Source organism: Streptomyces sp. NPDC008238 (assembly GCF_042956445.1).
Lineage (GTDB): Bacteria > Actinomycetota > Actinomycetes > Streptomycetales > Streptomycetaceae > Actinacidiphila.
In genome coordinates this window covers 1-22109 of sequence record NZ_JBIBGK010000054.1, presented here as the reverse complement: position 1 = coordinate 22109, position 22109 = coordinate 1, and the positions used below count along the sequence as shown (strand labels likewise).

The 22109-nt window shown below is 69.3% G+C and carries 16 protein-coding genes; 6 read left to right on the top strand and 10 right to left on the bottom strand.

The genetic code is table 11. The features are described 5' to 3' along the window. The first annotated feature begins 53 nt into the window (after positions 1-53). Positions 54-761, top strand: coding sequence for a DISARM system phospholipase D-like protein DrmC (drmC, locus tag ACFZAU_RS41170; protein ID WP_500556502.1), 708 nt, complete (start codon positions 54-56; stop codon positions 759-761). Between the two features lie 60 nt (positions 762-821). Here drmC and ACFZAU_RS41165 read toward each other — a convergent pair whose 3' ends face one another. Further along, complete coding sequence (locus tag ACFZAU_RS41165) at positions 822-1127, bottom strand: hypothetical protein (RefSeq protein ID WP_500556501.1); 306 nt, start codon at positions 1125-1127, stop codon at positions 822-824. A gap of 51 nt (positions 1128-1178) precedes the next feature. On the opposite strand from ACFZAU_RS41165, the gene ACFZAU_RS41160 reads away from it, so the two are divergent. Next, complete coding sequence (locus tag ACFZAU_RS41160; protein WP_500556500.1) at positions 1179-1319, top strand: hypothetical protein; 141 nt, start codon at positions 1179-1181, stop codon at positions 1317-1319. A 229-nt stretch (positions 1320-1548) separates the two neighbouring features. Then, positions 1549-1779, top strand: coding sequence for a hypothetical protein (locus tag ACFZAU_RS41155; RefSeq protein WP_500556499.1), 231 nt, complete (start codon positions 1549-1551; stop codon positions 1777-1779). A gap of 182 nt (positions 1780-1961) precedes the next feature. On the opposite strand, the gene ACFZAU_RS41150 is transcribed toward ACFZAU_RS41155, so the two are convergent. Next, positions 1962-3644: a hypothetical protein gene (locus ACFZAU_RS41150; RefSeq protein WP_500556498.1), complete on the bottom strand. Its 1683-nt coding sequence runs from the start codon at positions 3642-3644 to the stop codon at positions 1962-1964. A 479-nt stretch (positions 3645-4123) separates the two neighbouring features. On the opposite strand from ACFZAU_RS41150, the gene ACFZAU_RS41145 reads away from it, so the two are divergent. The 3 genes from ACFZAU_RS41145 to ACFZAU_RS41135 all read left to right on the top strand — a co-directional run bounded on the left by ACFZAU_RS41145 (position 4124) and on the right by ACFZAU_RS41135 (position 7626). Next, complete coding sequence (locus ACFZAU_RS41145) at positions 4124-5986, top strand: hypothetical protein (protein WP_500556497.1); 1863 nt, start codon at positions 4124-4126, stop codon at positions 5984-5986. 110 nt (positions 5987-6096) lie between these two features. Continuing rightward, entirely contained in the window at positions 6097-7248 is a 1152-nt protein-coding gene (locus ACFZAU_RS41140) for a hypothetical protein (protein WP_500556496.1), read from the top strand. A 51-nt stretch (positions 7249-7299) separates the two neighbouring features. Beyond that, on the top strand, positions 7300-7626 hold the full coding sequence (locus ACFZAU_RS41135; RefSeq protein ID WP_500556495.1) for a hypothetical protein: 327 nt from the start codon (positions 7300-7302) through the stop codon (positions 7624-7626). Positions 7627-8340: 714 nt separating this feature from the next. On the opposite strand, the gene ACFZAU_RS41130 is transcribed toward ACFZAU_RS41135, so the two are convergent. From ACFZAU_RS41130 to ACFZAU_RS41095, 8 genes are all read right to left on the bottom strand, one after another. Further along, positions 8341-9150, bottom strand: coding sequence for an AbiTii domain-containing protein (locus ACFZAU_RS41130; protein WP_500556494.1), 810 nt, complete (start codon positions 9148-9150; stop codon positions 8341-8343). Between the two features lie 420 nt (positions 9151-9570). After that, positions 9571-9990, bottom strand: coding sequence for a DinB/UmuC family translesion DNA polymerase (locus ACFZAU_RS41125; RefSeq protein ID WP_500556493.1), 420 nt, complete (start codon positions 9988-9990; stop codon positions 9571-9573). Positions 9991-10575: 585 nt separating this feature from the next. Then, a complete protein-coding gene (locus ACFZAU_RS41120; protein WP_500556492.1) occupies positions 10576-10716 on the bottom strand; it encodes a hypothetical protein in 141 nt (46 codons plus the stop codon). Between the two features lie 147 nt (positions 10717-10863). Beyond that, on the bottom strand, positions 10864-12102 hold the full coding sequence (locus tag ACFZAU_RS41115; RefSeq protein ID WP_500556491.1) for a TIGR02679 family protein: 1239 nt from the start codon (positions 12100-12102) through the stop codon (positions 10864-10866). Then, positions 12099-16151, bottom strand: coding sequence for a TIGR02680 family protein (locus ACFZAU_RS41110; RefSeq protein WP_500556490.1), 4053 nt, complete (start codon positions 16149-16151; stop codon positions 12099-12101). The genes ACFZAU_RS41115 and ACFZAU_RS41110 overlap by 4 nt, the downstream gene beginning before the upstream one ends. Before the next feature lie 2 nt (positions 16152-16153). Beyond that, positions 16154-17401, bottom strand: coding sequence for a TIGR02678 family protein (locus ACFZAU_RS41105; protein WP_500556489.1), 1248 nt, complete (start codon positions 17399-17401; stop codon positions 16154-16156). Continuing rightward, on the bottom strand, positions 17398-18981 hold the full coding sequence (locus tag ACFZAU_RS41100) for a TIGR02677 family protein (RefSeq protein WP_500556488.1): 1584 nt from the start codon (positions 18979-18981) through the stop codon (positions 17398-17400). Before ACFZAU_RS41100 ends, ACFZAU_RS41105 begins: the two co-directional genes overlap by 4 nt. Before the next feature lie 127 nt (positions 18982-19108). Continuing rightward, positions 19109-21583 carry a helicase associated domain-containing protein gene (locus ACFZAU_RS41095; RefSeq protein WP_500556487.1) on the bottom strand — a complete coding sequence of 825 codons (2475 nt, stop codon included), beginning with the start codon at positions 21581-21583 and terminating at the stop codon, positions 19109-19111. Positions 21584-22109: the final 526 nt, after the last annotated feature.

Sequence of the window (22109 nt, the reverse complement as noted above, 5' to 3'; positions counted from 1 at the left end):
ACCGGCAACGACACCAACTGACACGACAAACGAGAACGCACGATGGCCCACGATTGAGCCGCTCAGACTGGCCTCACATTAGGCCGCTGCCGACACTAGCTCTCGCCCTGGAAGCCGCCAGCAGTCGCTACGAGCAAGACCTAGCTCTCCACCGTGCCGACATCGTCGTCTCGGGCCCGGTGAGTGGCACAGTGCCGCTCAGATTCACCGCATCTGTGGCGATCGAGGTCATCCGAATCGCCACTCGCACGCTCCTGGTCACCAGTTACACCGCATTCGGCATCCAGGAGATCGTCGGCGAGATCAGAAAGGCTGCGGACCGCGGCGTCAACGTTGATCTGGTTCTGGAGACCGCTCGCTCTGCCGGAGGCACGCTGAGCGGAGACACCGACGGACGTACCGCATTCCGCGCACTGCGGTTTCACCCAGATGTGCATCTGTGGCAATGGGAAAACGCCAAGAGGCGCGGCTCCGGACGTCAACGTGGCAGCATGCATGCCAAGGTCATCGTCGCTGACCGGGACACAGCTCTGCTCGGCAGCGCCAACCTCACCGACAGGGCCTACAGCGACAACCTGGAAGTCGGCGCCGTCATCCGTGACCCGATCGCCATCGGCAACCTCGTTGATCACTTCACAGACCTCATGCACTCGGAAGACAGCCCGCTAATTCGATTGCCATGGGCGCATCCCCAGCGAGAGGAAACTTTGATGGCAATCGACGTGCCTCCGTCTGAAGATCACGGTGACTACGAAGGTTAGACCTTGTGCACGTCTTGCGCCTGACGCGTGTGACGGGGTGGAGTGCATCAGCTGCACCTGTCAGGGCTGGCGTCGAGCGGCGGCGGGCCGGAGCGGTTCGACGGCGATGTAGGACGCGATGCCCGCCGCTTCCAGCAGGCCGCCCTCCTCGAGGGAAACTTGCGGCTCCACGCCACCGAGGAGTTCGGCCCAGTCCTGCTCGGCGCCGGTGTCGTAACTGTTCCGGACATGGCTGCGGGCCCATTCGCGTTCTGCGGTCTCGCGCTCCCAGAAGCGGCCCCGCGCCTGCCGCAGGATGGCTTCCAGGTCGTCATGCTGCTGCCGGGCCGCAGACGCGTGGTACTGGAAGTCGACGGCAGCCAGCACTTCACCCGGTACGGCGGAGCCGTACCGGACAACGGGAAGTACGCCGCGACCATGGCCGGCGACCGCGACCTGAAGTTCCGGGGCTACGAGGTGTTCCGGTTCGGCCACGACGAACTGCGCGACCGCGCACGCCCGGTGGTCGCCGACTTCTTCCGGCAACTGCTCAACCGTGCGCCCGGCGACCACTCCTGAAGTAGTTGGGCGGGGCCCCAAGGGGGGAGATGGGGCCCCGCCGGTGCGCACTGGACGTGACGGTTACAAAGTGCGCATCTCAACTCTGAAGCCGATGCAGCCCCGCCGCCTGAAGGCGCGGCACTGCGGCGCTGACCTCCACTCCAACAGCGGGCGCCACCACTATGCGGCAGGCGCCAGCTGCTCGCTGAGCGAGCACTGCACATAGTTGTGCGGCACGCTGGAAGCCATGGAAACCGCACGGTTTGTGGTGCACGGCCTGTCGCCGAGCGGTGGCCGACTGGTGACGATGCACCGCGAGGGCCGGATGGAGGACGACTACGTCGGCACTGCGTTCTCCGACTACGACCTGCTGCTGATCCTGCGGTCTGCCGGCCTGCCAGAGCCGGGCCTGGTGGTTGACGACCCGGGCTGGGTGGAATGGCGAGGTGCCGCAGCGCACCGATGGGGGACCGGCTGAGGGATCTCAGGCCGCGCCGCCCTGCGGGTGCGCCCGGCTGGAGAACACGCCGCCCGCGCCCGGCCGAGCGGCCCGCCCGGCGTGCCGCGGCAGGCCAGCAGCACCACACGCAGAGGGCCTAGCCCACCGGCCGCCGCCCGGGACGTGATCACCCCCGGGGCTCGGCTCTTCGCGCCTGCAGTTCAGTGGGGCTCGGGGTATCCGGGTAGCCCGAGTGGGACAGGCACCAACGGCCGGTGCGGGTCGACGTTTCGGAGACACAGCCGGTAGCGCTGACCGTCGATGGGGCGCAGCGCCACGCGCTGGCCTTCGGCCTGGCCCGCGTCCAGGGCGGCCAGAGCAGCGGGACCGTCTTCGGCGACGACCTGGGTGTGGAAGGCCATCACCTCGCCGAGCGACAGGGTGCGCCCGGCGAGGGTCAGCGTGAACTGCGGGTCCAGGACGCGCACCGACTGGGGTTCGCCGCTCAGGGCCGCCCGCAGCGCCGGGTGGTCGTCGCCGTTGAGTGTGACGGTCAGGGCGCGGGCGAACGGGGAGATGACGCAGTGCCCCTCGACGACCAGCCGTGCCACGCGCAGTGCGATCCGCTCGGCGGCGGAGATGTCGTCGGACAGCGGGAACTCCTGTTCGCAGTGCCGCTGCAGGACCTCCAGGTCCTGCGCATACAGCCGTAGCTGCTCCAGTTCGTCGTGCTCGCCGGTGCTCGCGGCCGCGAGCTGGCCGCCGCCGGCGTCCTTGCCGTCGACGGTCAGGGCGAAGGTGCCGCCGGACGTCAGCCTGTGCCGCAGGCCCAGCCGCTTGAGCGCCTGGACGGGGGTGGCCCCGGCCAGGTCGGAGGAGAAGTTCAGCTTGGCAGGGCGGTCCTGGTCGTGGGGGAGCAGCATCTGCAGGCGGCTGCCGTGCAGCTCGACGTCGACCGAGCGGCCCATGCTGCCGCGCCCCAGGCCGTTCAGCCGCCCTGTGAACGACGCGGCGGTGGCACCGCGCTCGTCGTAGAAGGCCAGCTCCGCCGAGGCACCGGCCCCGGGCAGCGGCCCGGCGGGCTGCCAGACCACCTCCACGTCGGTCAGGGTCTTGGCCAGCCACTGCGGCCCGCTGACGGTCAATGACGCGACGGCCGAGGCCGGAAGCACGACCTCCTCGGCGAGCCCGAAGCCGAGCGCCCTGGACAGCGCGGCGGTCAGGTCCGCGTCCATCTCGTCCGGCCTGCTTCTGACTTCCACTGTGACGGGGCTGACCTCGTGGGCACGCGGATGCTTGGCCCGCAACGTGCGCACCACCATGCCCTCGACGCGGGAGAAATCCAGCGTCCAGTGATCGTCCAGGCCGTCGACCACCGCGCCCAGCGCGGCGACCCGCTCGGCAAGGTCCCGCTCCCCGCCCAGCAGCACCGCCTTCTCCTGGCCATAGACCTTCGCGGCCTCCATCAGCTGATCCCGGGTGAAGAAGTCCACCAGGTCCGGGTGCGCCGCCAGCCGGTCGTCGAGCTCGGCCCGGTCCATCACCCTGACCCGCACGCTGCGCCCGGCCGCCAGGCCATCCACGAACGCCTGCTCGCCCGGGCCCAAGGTGCACGGCACCACCAACACCCACTCGTACGGGGTGTGCGCCATCGCCCGGGCGAAAGACCGCTTGATCGAGGTCTGCCGCCCCTTGAACGACGACGCGGGGAACCCGTCGGGGTAGTACTTCAGCTGGAAGATCCGCAGCCGCCCGCCACTGACGACCTCGATGTCGATCCCGCCGTCCCCGCCGCGCCCGTTGACCGCCCGCACCCGCGCGGTCTGGTCGTACAGGCGGTGCACCAGCGCCTCCACCACCCGGTCGAACACCGGCTGCCCGATCAGGTCCCACTCGATGGCCACGGCCCCACCCATCCCCGCCCAGGAAATACACCATCATTTCACCGTCCGCCGACACCTTGCGGCCCTGCCGTACGAGCACGGCCGGTGGAACGGTCAGGCGCCATCACCCCTCAGCCTTGCGGGCGGTGCAGGTGGTGCTCGAGGCGAGTGCCGTAGGAGGCCACCGCGGCGGTGCGCCCGGGAAGACACAGCGCGAGCGCAATCTGGAAGGCGAGCGCGGTGCGCATGGCGGGGCCCTGGGGGTCCAGGGGGAGGTGTCTGCCGCAGCGTCACCCTCGGCGGCGAGAACTGGCGGATACCGACCGCTGCATCCATGGCCGTGAGCAACCGCATTGTGGAATAAGGAAATTCGTGATGAGCTCGTGGAGCGTTTTCCCAGCGTGGCGGGCATGAGGGCCACTCACCGCGGCCTTCGGGCAGCCGCCGGGTCTCCAAAGTTGTACACGATGCCAAACGAGGTCCGGCCGTAGGGTCGAGGCATGGAAAACGCCCCTGTACGGGCGGTGCCGAAGACTGTGAGCACCGCCGACGTGCGCGAAAACTTGGCCGAGCACCTGGACTTCGTCCAGCGCACCGGCAGCCCGGTGGCGATCCGCCGGTACACCACGGTCGTAGCCCACCTGGTCCCGGCACCACAGGCCGATGACGCACCGGCCTACCCCTCGGCGCAGGTGCTGCAGGCCTTGGACCCCGAGGACTTCCGGACGGAGCCCGGCCGGATCAGCGTGGCCACCGCCCATGAACTGGTGGAGCGGGGAATCACCAGGATCGAGGACTGGCAAGCCCTCACTGAGGCAACCCGTGCCGGCCTGGACAGCGAAACGCCGACGCCTGTGCTCGACGAGACCTTCCAGTCCCACGCGATTCAACCTCTTCCGCGGCGGCAAATGACGGTGCAGGAAGTCATCGACTGGTGTCTGCTGGGCGCAGACACGGCAGCCGCGCTGGAGGAGTCAGGGGCCGACGTCCACGCCTGGGCCGGCAACTGGGCCGCCATCGCCGGTGCGGTCCGCGACGCGAGCCGTCGAACCGGCCGAAGCGTTGACCTTGCGAACCTCGGTGAGGTGATCGTCAAAGCGGCGCGCAGTGGCATGCGGCCCAAAGAGCTCCCCAAGCAGATCCAGAGCAAGATGATCTATGACGGGCTGGGCGGGAGCCAACTGGCTCACGCCATCGGCGCGGACCCGATCCCTACGGACCTGCTCGCCGACCGGAGCTTCGTCGCGGCCGAGGAACTTGCGGCATACCTGACGGACGGCGTCTCACGGCAGGACGCATTGCAGCTGCTGCGCAGCGGCATCAGTCACGACCTCTGGCGCCGGTACGTGGCCATCGGCATCAGCCATGTGGCGGCGGACGTGCTCGCCTGGAAAAGCAAGCCGATCCCGCTTCCGTTGCTGGAACGTGCCCACAAGGACGGCATCCCGGCCCGCGAGTGGGAACACCTCCTGCACGCTATGCCCTTCCGGCAAGGCTCCAAGGGGCTGGGCTTCGGAGCCACTGGTGAGCTGCCCCTGCGGATCGTCCGGCGAGGCCTGGACCACCAGGTGGACCTCCAGGAATGGGACGCCGAAAAGGGGACCGGCTGGATTGCCAAGATCTTGCTCGCTCAAACTGGCCTGACGGAGCCAGAGGCTGCAGAGGCGATCTACGCATTCGCCGCCGCGGGCATCCGCCCTGACGACGTGTTCATGATGTACAAGTGGAAGTTCTTGCCCCTGCAACTGCCCGGCGTGACTAATCCTCTCCGTCCGTGGCAGTGGTACCTGGAACAGGCGTCATTCCTCGTGGCCGAAGGCATCACCGCAGCCTGGGTACGCCAGATCGGTACCTCCGACCGCGCGGCGAAGGGCCCCTTTGCCCCGGAGAAGATGACCCTCGAGCAGGTCCGCCGGATCCGCTCCTACAACCCCACCTGGGAAGACATGGCCGGGTTGCGCCACTGGCGCCTGCCGGATCCCGCCGCATGGATCACCGTGCTCGAACGCCGCCAGCGCGTGCAGGCCATGGTTGATGAGTTCACCGGCTCGTTCCTGGCCGGTGCCGGTCAGCAGCTTCTGCTCCGGGAGCTGGGCCGGCTCGGCCACCTCGTACCAGCCCGTGGCGACCGGGTCGCAGCCGCTGCCGCGCGCTATGTCCGCGGCGAGTTCTCCGGCCGCTTCCACATCGACCACGCTGATGCGCTGGCTGCCTTCGTGGCTGCGAACGGGCCCGTCCTCCTTGAGCACGACTGCCCGGTGGCGGATTTCTGCACGGCTTACGCCACCCTGCGGAACGCGGTTGCCGAAATCGCCCCGGCTGGTGCAGAGCCGTTCTATCCCTGGAATCCCCCCGCCTGCTGAACACCAACTGGCACGGCCTGTGCGCGTCCGAACGCCCGGCCGTCCTCCACGAGTGAGCAGCCTCCCTGCACACGTCAACGACTCTCTGTCCTCCATGGTGTGGAGCTGTTATGACGATGAAGACCACTTTCCGGCAGATCCCGTCCCCGTCCTCTGCCCGTCCCACCACTAGCCCCTATCGAACCGGGCCAGTCCTCGGCTTTCCCCAGACCCCTGTCCCAGGGCCGCTGACGGCAGACGCGCACTGCATCGACGCGGTCTCCGCGCCGGCGTGGGTGGAGCGGATCTTTGACGACTCCCGCCCTACCCCGCTGGTCTTGATCTCCCTTGCTCGCCACAACTGCCGGCCGCTGCTTGATGCCGCTCATCTGGCTGCAGCCCTCGCAGGTCAGGCCACCGTGACGGTCCTTGCCGACCGTGCCGCCGGCCAAGCCATGACCAAAAGGCTGCCGGACCACCTGGACACCTACGGCGGCGCCGTACGCATCTTCGTCCCGAACGCCCTGCGCGACGACCCTCACCACCGCCACCCCACCGTCCTTGTCGACTCCGCCCAGCCCCAAGACGCCGTGCAGGAGATCATGCGCCGCATCCACGCCATAGGACCCGCCGCCAGCACGATCCCGCCGCTGCCGGAGAGCCAACCCAGTCGTACTGCCGACATCACCCAGGCCAGCGCCGACATCGAGAAAGACCGTCTTGCTGCCGAGATTTCCCGCCTGCAGCATTCGCTGCGTCAGGGCAGCCAGACCATCACCGAACTGCGGCGGGAGCGGCGAAGCCTGATCAAGCAGCTCAAAGACCTCCAAGTGAGCGCAGGCACTGCCAGCCACCCCGTTCTGCCGCCGCACTGCCACGCCGACCCCGAGGAGCAGTTCCGTTACGAGGTGACCCAGATCTGGCTGTGGACCACCCCGGACAGCGAACGGGCAGCCCAACCCTTGGCGCACTATGTGCTCGGCCCTGACTGGCTGACATCCCTCGACGCGGTGGACCACGTCGACAGGCGCGACATCCTCGAAGCCACGGTCGACGTCGTCGCCCGCCGGGCCGCCCACAAGCCCTCCCGGGATGCCCACACCCTGCGAACACACGCCGCCGGCGGGGCGCCCTGCCGCCGCAGGGCAGACCACGCCGTGGCGATGCGGTGCAGCATCAAGAAGAACACCCCTGCCGCTCCACGCCTGATGTGGTGGGTACGCACAGACCAGGTGCTCGAACTCGGCCGCGTAGCCCTTCACGACGACTACAAGCTCCGCTGACATTGGGCAGTGCTGCGGGGTCGAACGCACTCGCGATGCTCGCCCTTATCGGTGACCCTGACCGAAGGTGATGAACGGTTCCAGCGCTACGATCCGGCCGTGAGCCACGACGCCCCGAAGCCGTTCAACCTCATCGGCGCATTCCCGCCTTTCGGCAGCTGCAAAACAACCTGTACCCGGCTGCGGACCACTGACGGCTCTCCCTGTCAGCGCCAGGCGGCCGAATGGCCCGTTGGCTACGTCCCTTTCGATGATCCGGTCGCCTGCTGGTCCCACCTCAGCAACGCTGAACGTGCCTGGTCACTCGAAGCCCGCCAACGGTACAAGGAAGCCTGGTACACCGCGAAAGCCGAGTATGAACGCAACCGCAAGCCCTGACCAGCGCCATACGATGCCGACCATGAAGTGCACCGCCACCACCCGCAAGGGCACGCCCTGCCCCATCGATGCCCGGCCGTCCGGACTCTGCCACGTCCACGACCCTGCCGTGCAGTGCGGGCAGCCGACCGCATCCGGGAAAACGTGCACGATCGCGACTGGCGGGGGCCCGTGCTCGCATCACGGCGGGTCTCCGAGCCCTGCACAGAAAGCCGCAGACAGGCGCCGCGCTCAGCACATGGCAGACCAGCGCGCTCTACGAGGCCAGGCAGCACCTCTGCTTGAGGGCATTGATTTCGGCTGACACACCCCGGCACTTCAATGCGAGTGGTGTGGGGATCTGAGGCTGCCTTGCCGGTGCCTGCCCCCACTTCCAGAACATGACAGCCGGGGCAGGTGCCGGCCAGTGCTTCAAGGGCGTCGAACAGCTCCGGCGGGTACCCGGGCCTGGCCAGGTCGTACAGCTCCGCGTCCCCGTCGAAGGTCCGGCTCAGGTGGACCCGGTGCGTCTCGTGAGGTGCGTCGTCGCGCATGGCCACATGCTAGACAGCCGCCAGGGTCTCTTGCCGACCCAACGGTCTAGGACAGGCGGTGTGAGCGGGCGTGCTGGTGGCGTTGGGTGGGTGCAGGGCTGGGGTAGTGCGTGCCTGGTCGCGAGGCCAGAGGTTGTTTGGTCCTGCTGTCATGAGGTGACCACGTGGCCCGGTGAGAGATCTACTTGAGCAGCGGCCACAGGGCGGCACCGGTGCCGATCACCGTCGCTAGGCCCACTACGACGGCCCCGATGCGGCGGCCGGTCGTGCCGAGCAGCCCCGGCTCCTCATCGGCAGCTGGCGCGACACTGGCGCTGCTCTCCCCGGATGCCTGGGCGGTTGTCACCACTACACGGGATCGGTCCCCATGGACGGCGACGTTCAGCGCCTGGCCGATCTGCTCGGGGGTAGGCAGGTTGTCGTCGTCCGAGGACATGGTGGCGCGCAGCTCACCTACAAGGTCGGCCAGAGCGGTCCGGACTTGATCAAGGACGCCCACCAGGGCAGGTGCCGCCACGGCCCAGTACAGCTCGGTGATGTGCTGACGGGGGTTGTCTATCGCGTGGTTCATGAAGCGCACCAGGTCAGGGGCCTGCTCCGGCATGAGTTTCAAGACGTTGTCCGACTCACTGACCCGACGCGCGGCCGCCTCGAGCTCGCCGATTCCCATGCGAAGAGGGAGCGTGTTGCTGATCACGTCACGAGCGAAGTCAGGCAGCTGCCCAGGGCTGATCTGCTGGCCGGTCACAAAGCCGTTCATCACCGCCGCGTCAACCTTCAAGGGTGCCACAACAACGCGGTACGACGGTACGTCCGCCAGGTCCACGCCGCCGTAGCCGCGCAGTTCGCGCTGGGCCCATTCGCGCAGCGCCGCGGAGCCGGCATGGCCTCCGAGCACCACGCACTTGCGCAGGGCTCCGGCCAGCGGCTTGGTGTCGTCGAGCACGTCCTGCTCGATCTGTGCAAGCAGGGTGCGCTCACGTCGATTCATGCACCCATTGTGCGAGCCCCCACTGACACCACAGCCCCTCAACTGTGTTCACAAGCCACATCGCCTTGGGCTGATCCTGCCAGGGCTGGGACACAGAGCCGCTTGTTCCCAGCGAGAGCCGGCACCCGGCGGCGAGCCCCTCGAGCACGGCCTCGCCGCCCGCCGCTACGCCATGTCCAGCAGATCGCCGCGTCCTCCACGGCACCGTCCTTTGACCGTCGCCGCTCGCGGACTTCCAGCTGCTCCACGGTGTGGGCCTCGATGATCCGCAGCCAGGCGCGGTCGGCGGGCAGGGTCGGGTGCAACCGGGGCGGGTGTGTCGCGCTGCTCGCGGATCCGGGCGAGCAGGCGGATCAGGTGGCTCTGGATGACCTGGAGCTCGTCTGGATCGGTGGGTAGGTCGTCGTCGCTGCGGTCGGGTCAGGCGCTGTGACGGCGGTGGACGAGCGGCGCCCAGGTGACAGCGCCAGGGCCGAACCGGGCTATAACGGCATCGACGACGGGATCCAGGCGGTGGCCAGCCTCACGTGCCGGGTCGAGGCTCAGCTGCACCGAGGCCCCTTCGACGCCGCTCAGTTCTCGGCTCGGACCGAGATGTCGTGCATGCGGTCCCGCTGTAGGCTCCATGCGCTCGAACAACTCCGCCGCGGCCAGGCGCTGATCGTCGGTATAAGCACTGGGCTCGCGCAGCGTCCTGGAACGGTTCACGCTGCTGCCGCCAGCGAACGCGATCCCGAGGGTTAGCACGCGGGCGATCTGGCCGCGCTCGCGCAGCAGATGCGACGTGGTGATGGACGAAGTCCGGCGCTCTGTGGCGGTGCTTGCTGTCCGGGTCCGCAACAGCAGGCCGCCCGCGTCTGGCTCCCACCAGCCACAATGACTGGGCCTCGTTCTGCGAAGCGGAGTTCGGCATCAGCCGCGCGCAGGAGACGCTCGACTTCGGCTGACCGACGACAGCGGGGGCCGGACAGGATCACGCTGTCCGGCCCGCTGCTCATTCTCGGCTGCGCACCGGCCGCGCGCAGGCGTACGGCTCCTGGACGTCGCCCGCTCCCTGGCCGCGATCCATCAAGCGGTCGCCGCGAGCACCGAGATGTCTCGCATGCGAGACACCGGCCCGGCGCCCGCGGCAGCGCTCGATTACGGCCTGTCCCAGCGCGCCCTGATCGACGTCGCGGCCCGTAACGGACACGTCGTGGAGCTGACGCACTCGCCGACTCACCGTGCTCGCTCACAGCGGCCTCCAAGCTCTCGATGAGTCCACCGTGCGCGCCGTGGTCCGCCAGGCGGTCTGCGACGCCCGGACCGCCCCGCCACCACCGGCAACGAGAGCTGACTTCAGCCAGGCACCCGGGCCCCGGGGAATCAGCCATGACGTTCCCGGGGCCCGGTACAGGTTCGCGCTTTCCAACCGCAGCGCGGAGGTCACCCTCGGCCTGGTTCGGTTTCCGGGGTGTCGGGGCCGGATGCCTTCTGCTGTTCGGTCTGTTCGGCACCGTCCCGGTGCGCTTCGTCATCACCGCTTTGCGGCTGCTGTGCGTCCCCGGGGATGTCGAGCTGGGGCATGGCCGCTAGCATTCGCGCAGCGGCCTGCTGGGCGAGACGGAACCCCGGAGCGTTGACCGCTTTCTGGACCGCGGCAGGAACCGGTCCGGCCCGAGAGGGGGCACTCAGTTACCCCACCAGCCACAGCCGGCCAGCTGGCCTCAAGCGCTACGGGTTGTTCGTGTTCTGGATGTGGTGGGTCAGCGCGTTCATGAGTGTTGCCGCGGTGTGTTCTTCGTGGACTGCTGCGTCGTGTTGGTGGAGAGCTGTGGCGAGGTGGGGGTCCCAGGGCGCCTGGGTGACACGTCCGACTGGCGGTGGTGTGGTGTTGTGGCCGGGTAGGGCGTTGCGGTAGTCCGTGGTGGACATGTGCCATGGTTCGGCGCCGGTGGCCGCGATGACGTGTGCTGCGATCCGGATGCCTTCGCCGTCGAAGTCGCCGTGGTAGCGCAAGGGCGCGCCGGCTGCGGCAAGCTGCCGAAGCAGCAGGGTGACGGCGCTGTTCGGCCAGCCGGAGGTGCACACCAGGGGCGGGCATTGGGCGCCGAATCGGCGGAGGGCGAGCGCGATGATGCTCGGATTCTCGAAGATGTGGACGGGCTGGTCGTGCCAGGTGATTGGTCCGGGGTCGCGTAGCTGGGCCAGGGTGAGATGTGCGGCGTGGCTGGCGGTGCTGTAGGCCCGCAGGGACACGGCGACCGGCCCGTTGCCGCCCGGGTGGAGTCCGGCGGTCAGGACGGTGCTGGACAGGGCGTCGTCCGCGATCCCTGCATGCGCCCACAGGGCGCGCCGGTCGGCGGCGGAGGCCGGGGGAGCGGTGTCGTGCAGGACCGCCAGAGCGCGCAGGACCAGGCCGGACAGGCGGGTGTTGTCGTCGAGGGCATGGGCCGATCCGAGGACGTTGGCGGCGAAGTCGGGCAGCGGCTGCCCGTCGGCGGGCAGCGCCGCCAGCACGGTGAGGGCTTGGGTAAGGACGGCTCGGGTGACGGTGATGGAGCCGCTGATCAGGCCGTTTCCCTTCACAGCGGCGGCCCATTCGGCGAGCGCGGGCTGCGCGGCGACCACGGGGTGGGTCGTGAGCCACCTCCATAGGGCGGACCTGTCGGCGTTGGCCTGTTCGCGGGCCGCTGCCCGGTTGCCGAGCGGCCCGCGGATCATCTGGACGACGGCCCGCACGTCAGCATCCAGGCTCTCACGGAGGACCTGGTCGAGACGGTCGAGGCTGACGGTGGCCCGGGTCCCGGGGAGCCGGTCCAGGCCGAGGAGGTCGGCGAGGGCCTCGCGGGTGTCCTCTTCGAGGCCGTCAAGGGTGACCCGGGCGACGGGCCGGCCGGAGGACAGCCGGTCGTGGACCGCCTGCCACAGCGGCGCGAGCGCAGGCCGGTCCAACGTGTGCCGCGCGGTCATGCCGTGTCCTCCTCGGGCTGCAGGCCGGAGCCGTCCCACACCCAGCGGACCGTGGTGACCGCGTCGTCGTCCTCGTCTGTGCTGATCTGGTGGATCGCGATGCCGTCCAGCTCCCGGTAGGTGCACCATTCGTGGTCGCTGGTGAGGACCGCGTCCAGATCGAGGGAGCACAGCAGCGCAAAGACCTGCCCGCGGTTGGTGGCGTCCACGCCGACGAACACCTCGTCCAGCAGAAGCAGCCGTGGCGCTTCTGGTACCGCCTGATAGTACGCGGCAAGCGTCGCGAACAGCGGCAGGTGCAGAGCGATTGCCTTCTCGCCTCCGGACAGCGCGCCGTGGAGCCGCTTGGTCAGCAGCTGCCAGCCCTGCCCATCGGCTCTGTCGAGCCGTACCACGAACTGATGCCACCTGGTGTAGTCGAGTACCTCGGCGAGGTGGTCTTCCCAGCTGCCGGCCTGCTGCTTCTCCCGCGCTTCTTCCACCCGCGCCCGGAAAAATTGGTGCAGCGCTTCGTGATCGGCATCCGTGAGCCGGACCGGATCCTTCAGCAGCAGGTCGCGCGCGGCCTTCGTCCCGGCGGCCAGTTCTTCCTGTACCTGCCATACCAGTTGCACGGCGACACCGGATGCTGTCCGTACGTGCTGCAAGCGGCTGTTCATCACCTCAACGAGGTCCCTGGCCTGACGGATGCGGGACGCCAGGTGCCGGCGGGTGTCGCCGGTCAGGATCCGGTCGAACAGGTCCCGTTCAGAGGCGGTGATGTCCTCACGGCTGCGGTCGCGTTCCTCGGTGAGTAGCGCGTGGAGGGCCGCTGCGCCCAGCGTCGTTCCGTCGATGGTTGCGGTCAGGATGTGCAGGTCGTCATCGGGTTCGAGGCTGACGTCGGCCCGGCCTCCGAGGACCTGCAGGGTGTGGTGCCAGGTGTTGGACAGCTCCGAGTAGGCCTCGGTGATGTTCTTCGGCGCGTGCGCGAGCACGGGCCATCGGGCCGCGACGCTTCTGGCCGCGTCCAGGGCCGCAGTGACGCCGGCCCCGACGGTGGTGACCAGGTCGCCTGCGCCCGCGTCGGTGAAGAATCCGAGCACACCGCAGCGCCGGAACTGCTCTACGGCTTCCTCACGCACCGCCAGAGCCGACTCGCGGGCCTTGGCGGCGGCTACAAGCTCGCCGTTCAGCTCGGCCAGCTTCCCGACGAGATCGATGCGAACACCGTCCAGCTTCTTACGCCGGGCGGAGTTCGCCTCCCTCTGGGCGCGGACGTCTTCCAGGCGCCGCAGAACGTCCTGGTACGAGGCGTCAGCAGTCTCCTCGATCTCCTCCAACTTCGCCGCCAGTCCACGCAGGTGGCCTTCCGCGGCTTGTGCGTCCTCCGCGCGTGTCTGCGCCGTCATGAGGGCCCTGTCGGCGCGTCGACGGGCCTCACCGGCCGCACGGACCGCGTCGGCCACACGGCCGGCAGCCCTGATCCAGGTGCCTGCCACCTGCGAGAGGTTCTCCAGGGACACGGCGAGTTTCTCCAGCGGCGCACTCATGGTCGGCAGCGCATGCTCAGCCGCCACCGCGTCAAGCTTCCGCAGCGCGCTGGTCACCTTGCGTTCCTGGTCGCTGAGCACAGCGGCGGCCCTGTGCACGGTGCGCTGGTATGCCGCCGCATCGGACTCAGCGCGGACCAACGCATCGTGGGCGATCGAGACCGGCTTGTGCGGAGGCCGGGTACGGCGATCCTCCTTCAGCACATGCCGACGCTCCTCGATGCCCTGCTGCTCCGCTGCGCATGCGCGCAGTTGCGCCTCCAGGACCGCGATCTGCTCCGTGAGATCGGCAATGCGCCCCAGCCGGGCGCGTTCGCGCGCTGCAGCGCCGATGTGCGCAGACTCCGGCTTGGACCAGGCACCGGTCGCAGCCGCCAGACGCCACCGCCCGTCGGCACCGATCGCAGCACCACCTGCTTCGGGGAGCGTGTCCCCGTACGCGATGCGGGACAGCAGCCGCTCGACGCGATCCGCCGGGACGACCGCCTTCGGTTCGGGCACCAGAACATCCAGCAGGGTCCGCCCGGCGGGGGCAGTGCTGCCCGGCCAGTCGGGGTCAGCGAACGTGTCCAGCCCAGCGACGAGCTGATCCTCGGGCATGACCCAGGCGTCCAGAAGCCCGGACGCCTCCAGCGCGGCCTCCACGGCGGCCTGCTCGTCGGCCAGGACTTTGCCACGAAACGCGACAAGTTGCCACAGCGGGGCGCCGGGCCGGGCCGTCCGGTCAGCGTTCCGGGTGCGCGGCGGCACCGGAGGGACCTCCGCAGACGCCTCCCATTTCGCCTTCTCCTCTGCAACAGACGCAAGCTGCCCGGTCAGCGTCTCGCGGCGATGCTCCGCGTCGGCAGCAGCCCCGGCCAGATCCTGCTCGGCGACCTGGGCGACACCGTCCACGACAGCCAACACCCGGACCTCGTCCGCAGCCGCCTCCGCCAACTCCTCCACGGCCTGCGGCGTGAACCGCAACTCAGCGCACCGCCCAGCCCATGTCCGCAACCGCCGAGCCTGCTCCTCGACCACCTGCTGGAAGCCGTCGGTGCGTTGAGCGAGGACTCCGGCTGCCTCGGCGTACTGCGCGCGAGCCTCCTCCAGCGTCTCTTCTGCCGCCGCCCGGCCCTGCACCGCCTCCCGGTGCAGGGCGAGAGCGCCCCGAACCTGGCCGATCTGGTTCCGACGCGAACTGACGGCCCCACCGATCAGATGCCCGGCCCGCTCCTCATCGCCGGCCCCAACAGCGGCCGCCGCCTCCGCGCACGCCGTGTCCAGCCCCACCAGGCGCGCCGCACGCCACGCCTCGTTCTCTCGGTCCTTCGCCAGGCCACGCCGCTCCTCCACGAGAGCTTCGGCCTCAACGGCGCGGTCCGTCTCCTCGGCCGCCTCCTCCCCGGCTGCAGCCGCCTCCCTGCCCGCCTTGTCGAACCTTAGGCGGGCCTCCCGGACCTGTTGGCGCAGAAGGTCGAGTTCCTTGCCCTGCCGATATTCCTCAGAGTCGGTCAGCGCTTCGGCGCGAGACTGCAGCTCGTCAGCCAGCGACTCCGCCTGCTCGAGCGCGTCCTCGACAGCGGCCCTGTCCTCGGCGGCCTGTTGGTGCTGCTCCTCAGCTTCCCGCGCCTTGCGGGTGACGTTGTCGATGTCCGTCGTCGCGGAGATGACCGCCGCAGCGCGAGCCCGTAGCACCCGACGCGTATACGACTGCTGCCTGGACGCCAGGACCTTCGAAGCATCGACCTGCGCATCGGCCTGCTCCAGACTTTCCCGCTGCCGGTCCAGCCGCTCGAACCCGTCGGCGAGTTCCGCGACCTCTCCCCGATCCAGAGGCGGCAACGCGCGAGACAGCAGCGCTGAGAGCACCTCCGGGTCGAGATGCTCGGACAGCTTCGGCCGGCGCAGCTGCAGCAACGCAGTGATCAACGCCTCGTACCGCGGCTCGGACATCCCCGGGAACAGCGTCTGCCGCAGCGCAGCCCGGTAGTCGGCTGCCGCCGCATACACCTCCCCCCTGCCGGACAGCTCTTCCGCCAGCGCGGCCCGCGTCAACGGCTGGCCCGCGTCCCCGACCAGCCGAACACCGTCCTGTCCACCCATGCGGGCCCGGACCGTAAAGAAGTCAGCGCTCACCGCCGTCGTTCGTGTCGTTGCCTGAAGACGCGCCCCAATGGAAAACCACTCATCGGCGCCGCGGCGGAACTCCAGCCACACATACCCGACCCGGGTAACTCCCGACGCGCCCTGACCCATCAGGTTCCAGTGCATCGTCCGTTCCGCGCCGCCGAACGTCGACAGCCGGCGCGGCCGCAGGCTCGCGTCGAACAGGAACGGCAGCAGCAGCTCCAGAGCCTTCGACTTCCCCGACCCGTTCGCCCCTCGCAGCAGCAGCCGCCCACGATGGAACGTGAACACCTCGTCGTAGTAGCGCCACACGTTCAACACCCCGGCCCGGTGCGGTACCCACCGATCCGGCCCAGCGTCCGCCGGCACCTCGATCCCGCGCGCCACAGACAGCTCCGTCACCGTCATGCTCAGCCCCTCGCCTTCCCCACCCCGGAAACCCGTGCCTCAGCGGCCTTCACGCGATACCGCGCCGCAGCCGGACGAGCGACCACCCCTCCGCCTTCGCTGCGCGCCAGCCCGAACGACACCAAAACCCGCACCGCGTCCTGCCCCAGGCGCAGTGCCCCGTCCTCCGACCGGTACGCCTTGCCCCAGTCGGGAAACCGCTCCAGCAACCCCTCAGCCGCCGCGTTCAGATCCTCCGGTCCCACGCCGGCATCGCCTGCGGCCGTGATCGTCTCCAGCAGCAGCAACGCCGCGACCTTGGCATGACTGGAGTCGTCCGGGAACCGCTCGTCGGTAGCGATCCCGGCCGGATCCACCAGCAGCCACCCCTCCGCCCGCTCCTCCAACTCCAATCCCGCAAGCTCGGCCGCCTCACGCATGATCTTCCGCCCCGTGATCGAGGTGACGTAGCCCAGCTGCGCCTCGGAAAGCTCGTCTCGGTAGACCACCGGATCGTCGAACAAGCGCCGCATCACCGAGTGCCGCAGCCACAGCCCACGCTGCGTCTCGGACGCCTCTTCCAGCGTCGTGCCGCCGTAACGCCGCTCCACAGCCACGGCACCCAGCAGTTCCTCGAATACCGCTGTCCGGTCGCCGAGCTCCGCGGCCACACGCGACGGACTCACCGGAGCCGCCATCAGGCGCAGCAGCACGCTCGACTGCACGCGATACAGCACCTTTGCCGACGCCGACTCGCCGAAGGACTCCGTCGTTCCATCCAGCACGTACAGCGCCCCGTAGGACTCCAGGAGCTTCAGCACATCGACGAAAGCCATGCGCTCCGCACGCGCAGCCGTGTCGAACACCCCGAGTGAAGGGTCCGCGAGCATGGCGTGGACGACCCGGTCAGCGAGGATCCCCACAGTGGTCACCGGCGCAGACAGCAGTTCCGCGCACGTGACGCAGAACAGCACATAGCGACGGCGGTCGAACGGCGCTCGGCCCGACCGCAGCCGGCGGACCGGCCGGTCTCCAGGCGCATCCGACCGGATCTTCGACAAACGCACAGATCCCTGCCGGGGCTCCACGACCAGCGGCCAACCCAGCACACGATCAAACCACTGGACCAGTGGCCCCCGGCGGCGACGCACCAGATCGAACGCAGCAGGATCCACCTGATCCGTCAAGAACGGGAACCTCAGCAGGACACGGATCGCCTGCCCGATCTCCTCACGCTCCTCAACGGCCAGCTGATTCTTCAGCTTGCTCAACCCGCCTCCTCCTCACGCACAACCGCCCCCACCGCGCCGGCCGGCCGGATCTCCACCACACAGTCCGGACCCCTCAGCACACCCCGCGCGGTCCGCAACACCGCCACGGCACCATCCGCAGGAAGCCGCAGCAGCACCTCCACCCGGCCATCAGAAGTCACCGCACGCCGCACGCCACTGGCATCCGGCCGAGCGACCAACGCGCGCCCCAGCAACTCCAGCAGCCGCTCAAACACGCGGTGATCAAGGATCCCGAAATGCGACAGACGCACCGGCCCCTCCGTCTCCAGCAACGCCCAGGCCGCCTCGAGCTCCGCGCGCGCCGCCCGCGCCCGCGCCGCCCGCGCCTGCCTCACCGCCGCCACGTCCCGCACCCGCCCCGTACGGCCGACCTTCTCCGTCCGCCCACTGGAACGCAGCAACGCCGACACCTCAACCGGCGGCGCGTCCACCCAACTCGACGACGCCGACACCACGTCCGGATCCGGGTGCGCCAGGTGCGCATGCCGCGCCGGACCCACCCCGAACGCCGTCGCCCACAACCGGTGCAAGTCCTCCTCGCCCGGCGCCAAAGCGAACCACCGAGCCAACTCACGAAAGTCCTCCGCGGCGCTGGAGGACCGACGCCGCGCCTCTGTGATCCTGTCCAGCACCTGCAGCAGCGCGACGATCGCCCGCCGTGCCACATCATGCAGCTGCTCGACACGGGGCCGGGCACCATCGAGCGGGAGGAACCAGGCCCGGAGCCCCTCCCAGCGAGCCCGCCGCGCCTGAAGCCACGCCGGGGCAGGGTCTCCGCTGGCGAGCGGGGGCAGGTCCGCACCCGCAAGCGCCCGCTGCTGCAGCATGTCCACCCCGAGGGCTTCGACGCGCGCCGTGGCCGAAGCGATCGCATGCGCCCGCTGCTCGAGCCGGCTGAGGAACTCCTCCAGGTACGCGACCGTCGACGCCTTGACGTCGCGGAACACCGCGAGCTCCGACCCATCGGCCCCGTCCGCGTTCAGCAGCCGCTGCAGCTCACCGTTGAACTGCTTGGTGTTGCCGCGCAGCGCCTCCAGATGCCCCTCCAGCTCTTGGAGTGCGACAAAGACCTTCCGGTCGGACGAGCCGGGCTTGCCGAGCAGTCCGGCCAAGGCGTCCAAACGGTCGGCGATCGCATCCAGCACCGCGGTCTGCAGCGCGCCGACGGACGCCAGCGCGGCAAGAGCATGCTGGACCCCGGCGAGCGCTGCTTCCCCATGCCTGGTCAGGGAGTACTGCAGGTTCCGCCGCTCGTACTCCTCCGCTGTCCGGTAGTTACCCGCGTGATTCTGCACGGCGTCCAGAAGCCGCCACTTGCGCAGTGCACCCAGAGCCTGCACCAGATCGTCGTCGGTCAGCGCATCGAACCAGCCCACCCCCCGCAGCCGCTCCCGCACCTCATCCAGGGCCAGAGCAGTCACCAGCCGCTCGTTCGCCTCGCCGAACGCATGCAGGATCGCGCTGTAAAGCGGGCCGCCATCTCCAGTCGTAAACCGAAACATATCGGACGGAAGCCGGAGCAAACGCTCCAATTCGCCCTCGTCGTCGACAGTAGCCACCCTGACCTCCCCAATCCCGCGACAGCGTAAAAGGAGGCACTGACACAGGCAGGCGACTCCATGACAATCAGTTCACAGGGCCCCATGCCGGCGCATCGAGCCCGTTTACGACTCGCCGCATACGCGATTACGTCCAGCGCATGCCGAGTTCGGTGAGTTCTGTGACGCGCTCGGGGGCGAGGCTGGCACGTCGGGCGCGTTGGTTGGCGATGAAGATGCCGAGGGTGTGGTCGGTGCCGTTGATGGTTTCGATGTGGGTGCGGGGGACGTTGAGGTGTCCTTCCCGTTCGGCGTATTGGCAGGCGGCGGCGAGGTTGGCAGCCCAGATCTGCGCCCGGGTGCGTTTCGGTTTCGCAATCTCGGGGACCGGTGCCTGTTCCTCCTCTGCGGCGGCTGTGATGCCGAGGATCTCGGTCAGGAGCCATTGCTGGACAGCGCTGAAGGTGTTCCACTGGGCTCGCTGAGCGTGGACCCAGCGGCCGATGTCCTCGCCTTGGATGATGAGCTGACCATCGCGATCGGGTAGTGCGCCGCCGGCGGTGCGGTAGGTGCGGGCGAGGTGGAAGCAGCGTTGCCAGACCACGGGCCAGGCGGGGCACCAGGCGGGGTCGATGTCCTCGAGCGCTTGTCGCCGCTCCCGGTCCAGCCCCGTGCTCTTTCGGCCGTCTGCTGTGGTGCTGCGGCGGGCTGCTGCGCGTTGGTTCTTCAGCCATTGGCCGATGGGGTAGCCCTGCCAGGTGGCGTCGGTGGGGGCGAGGAGGTGGCCGTGTTCGGCGGCCCAGCCGCGGGCGGCGGCCAGGCCTTCGGTGAAGGCGACGTCGGCGTGGTTCCAGATCATGCCGAGCTCGTCGAGCTGCTGGATGCGTTCGGTGTCGAGACGGCCGCGGGTGTGGGCTTGGCGCTGGCGGGTGATCCACACGCCGAGGGGGAAGCCGTCGGGGGTGCGGTGTCCGTAGGGGACGCGCAGGTCGCCGTGGTCGCCGTGGTAGGCGAGTGTGGCCTGCAGGCCGCGCCGCCAGAACTCGGTCTCCGGCTGCAGCACCCTCAGGCTGATGAACGCCGCCAACTGCGCGGGGTCCCGGGGCGCGGAGAACGCCAGCAGGCCGCCCGCCGGCGCACTGACCCCTCCCACCGCGGCCTGCCCTCCACCCGCCGCCCCAGCCGGAGTGGCCGGCCGCCGGGATGCCGCCTGCGGGGTGGCCAGCTGTTCGACGGCCTCGGTGTCGTGTGCGCGCAGCGCGGTGAGGACCTTGATCAGGCCTTCGTAGGAGCGGGAGGAGAGCATGTCATCGGGCTCTTCGCCGGGGCTGAGGAAGACGGGTACGACCAGGGAGGCGGTCTTACCTTCGCCGGGCTGCATGCGCAGGGCCCGGCCGACGGCCTGGACGATGTCGACCGTGGACCCCAGGACGTCCGCGAAGACCACCGCATCGCAGTTCTTGGTGTCCACGCCCTCGCCGAGCACCCGCACCGAGGCCAGCACGCACCGCTCCATCACCGCGCCCTCGGCGGTGGCACCGGCGGTGAACTCGCCCAGCACCTGACGCCGGTAGGAGGGCTTGTGCTCCCCGTACAGCCACTGCGCCCAGACCGAGCCTGGCTCCGGGTACGCCTCGGGGTCGCTCTCCCACAGGGCTTTGGCCACGGCTGGCAGGCCGCTGGCGAAGGCTTCCGCTTCGCTTGTGCGGTAGTGAAAAGTCAGCAGTCGCCGCAGCTTCTGCTCGGCCCCGGTCTTGAGCACGGCGGTCTGCAGTGCGGCCAGGCGGGCTCCGCGGACGGTGTCGGTGCGGGCGTCCTGGCCGATCAGCTGGGCTGCCTGCAGTTGCGGGTCGGCGATGTCCACGCACACGACCTGGTACTGCGCGATCAGGCCCCGCTCGATGGCGTCCGACAGCGTCAACCGGTACACCACAGGCCCGAACACGGCCTCGTCATCCATCGACGCCACCACCCGGCCCGGCCCACCGGCCACACGGCCGGCTTCCCCCAAGCCCCCGCCGGACGAGCCTGCCGCCTGGGCAGCAGCGATCTCCCACAACCGTGGAGTCGCCGTCATGTACAACCGGCGCGCTGCTGGCAGCCGCTCGTTGTCATGGACCCCCGCCCACGGCTTGCCCAGCGCCCCAGAGGTGCGGTGCGCCTCATCGACCACCACCAGATCCCACGCACCCAGCCCCGCCGCATGCGCACGCTCCAGGACACCGAGCCCCACCGCCGCGTACGTGGCAAACAACGTGACCCGCCCCCCACCCCCGAGCCACCGCACCAGCTCGGCAGGGTCCGTGGTACATGGCATCCCCAGCGCCTCACCCTCAGACAGCGAACACGCCCCGAACAACCGGCCGGTGCGCCCGCCCTCCCGCCACACGGCGGCCATTTGAGCGAGCAGATCGAGAGTGGGTACCAGAACCAGCACCCGCTCGGCGCGCAGCTCGTGCGCGGCGTGCACCGCGATTAAGCTCTTGCCCGTCCCCGTGGCGGCAACGACCTGAGCCCGCAACCCGCCCTCAGACACCGGCTCTTCTGCGGACGCCTGCAGTGCACGGACCACCGCATCCACCGCCTCGATCTGGTGGGGATGAAGCCGGTACTGACTGGACATAAGATCCACACCTCTCGCGGACCCGGGGCCCCAGCAGGGGCAGTGGGCTCTAACTGTAGAGTTTATCCCGGACTCTTTTGATGCATAGAGACCTCCCGATCAACGAGGCGGAGAAGGCCAGCCTTCTCGCCGTTCGGACGTGCCGTTCCCACCATCCCAGCCAACGGCAGTCACCGCCTCGGACTCCGGCAGCTTCACCCGCAGGCGCCAGCGCTCCTGACGAGCCCCCACCCAACGGTTAGTCACAAGCGCACCGTCACCCTGCCCACCCCAGCCAGCCGTGCCCGCGTCAGCGGGCACCAGGCCCGCAGGCGAAGCCGGAGGGCCCAAGGCAGGGGAGCGAAGCGGACCTGCCGCCCCATCACCGGGCGTGCAACGCCCGGTTGCTGGCGAAGCCAGCTAGCGCCGAAGGCGCCCACGATCCGCGAAGCGGATCACCCGGCCAGCGAAGCCGGCCGCCAACCGGCGCGCGAAGCGCGCCGGTTCACTCGCAGTGCGCGCAGCGCACTGGTACCCGCTCCGCGGG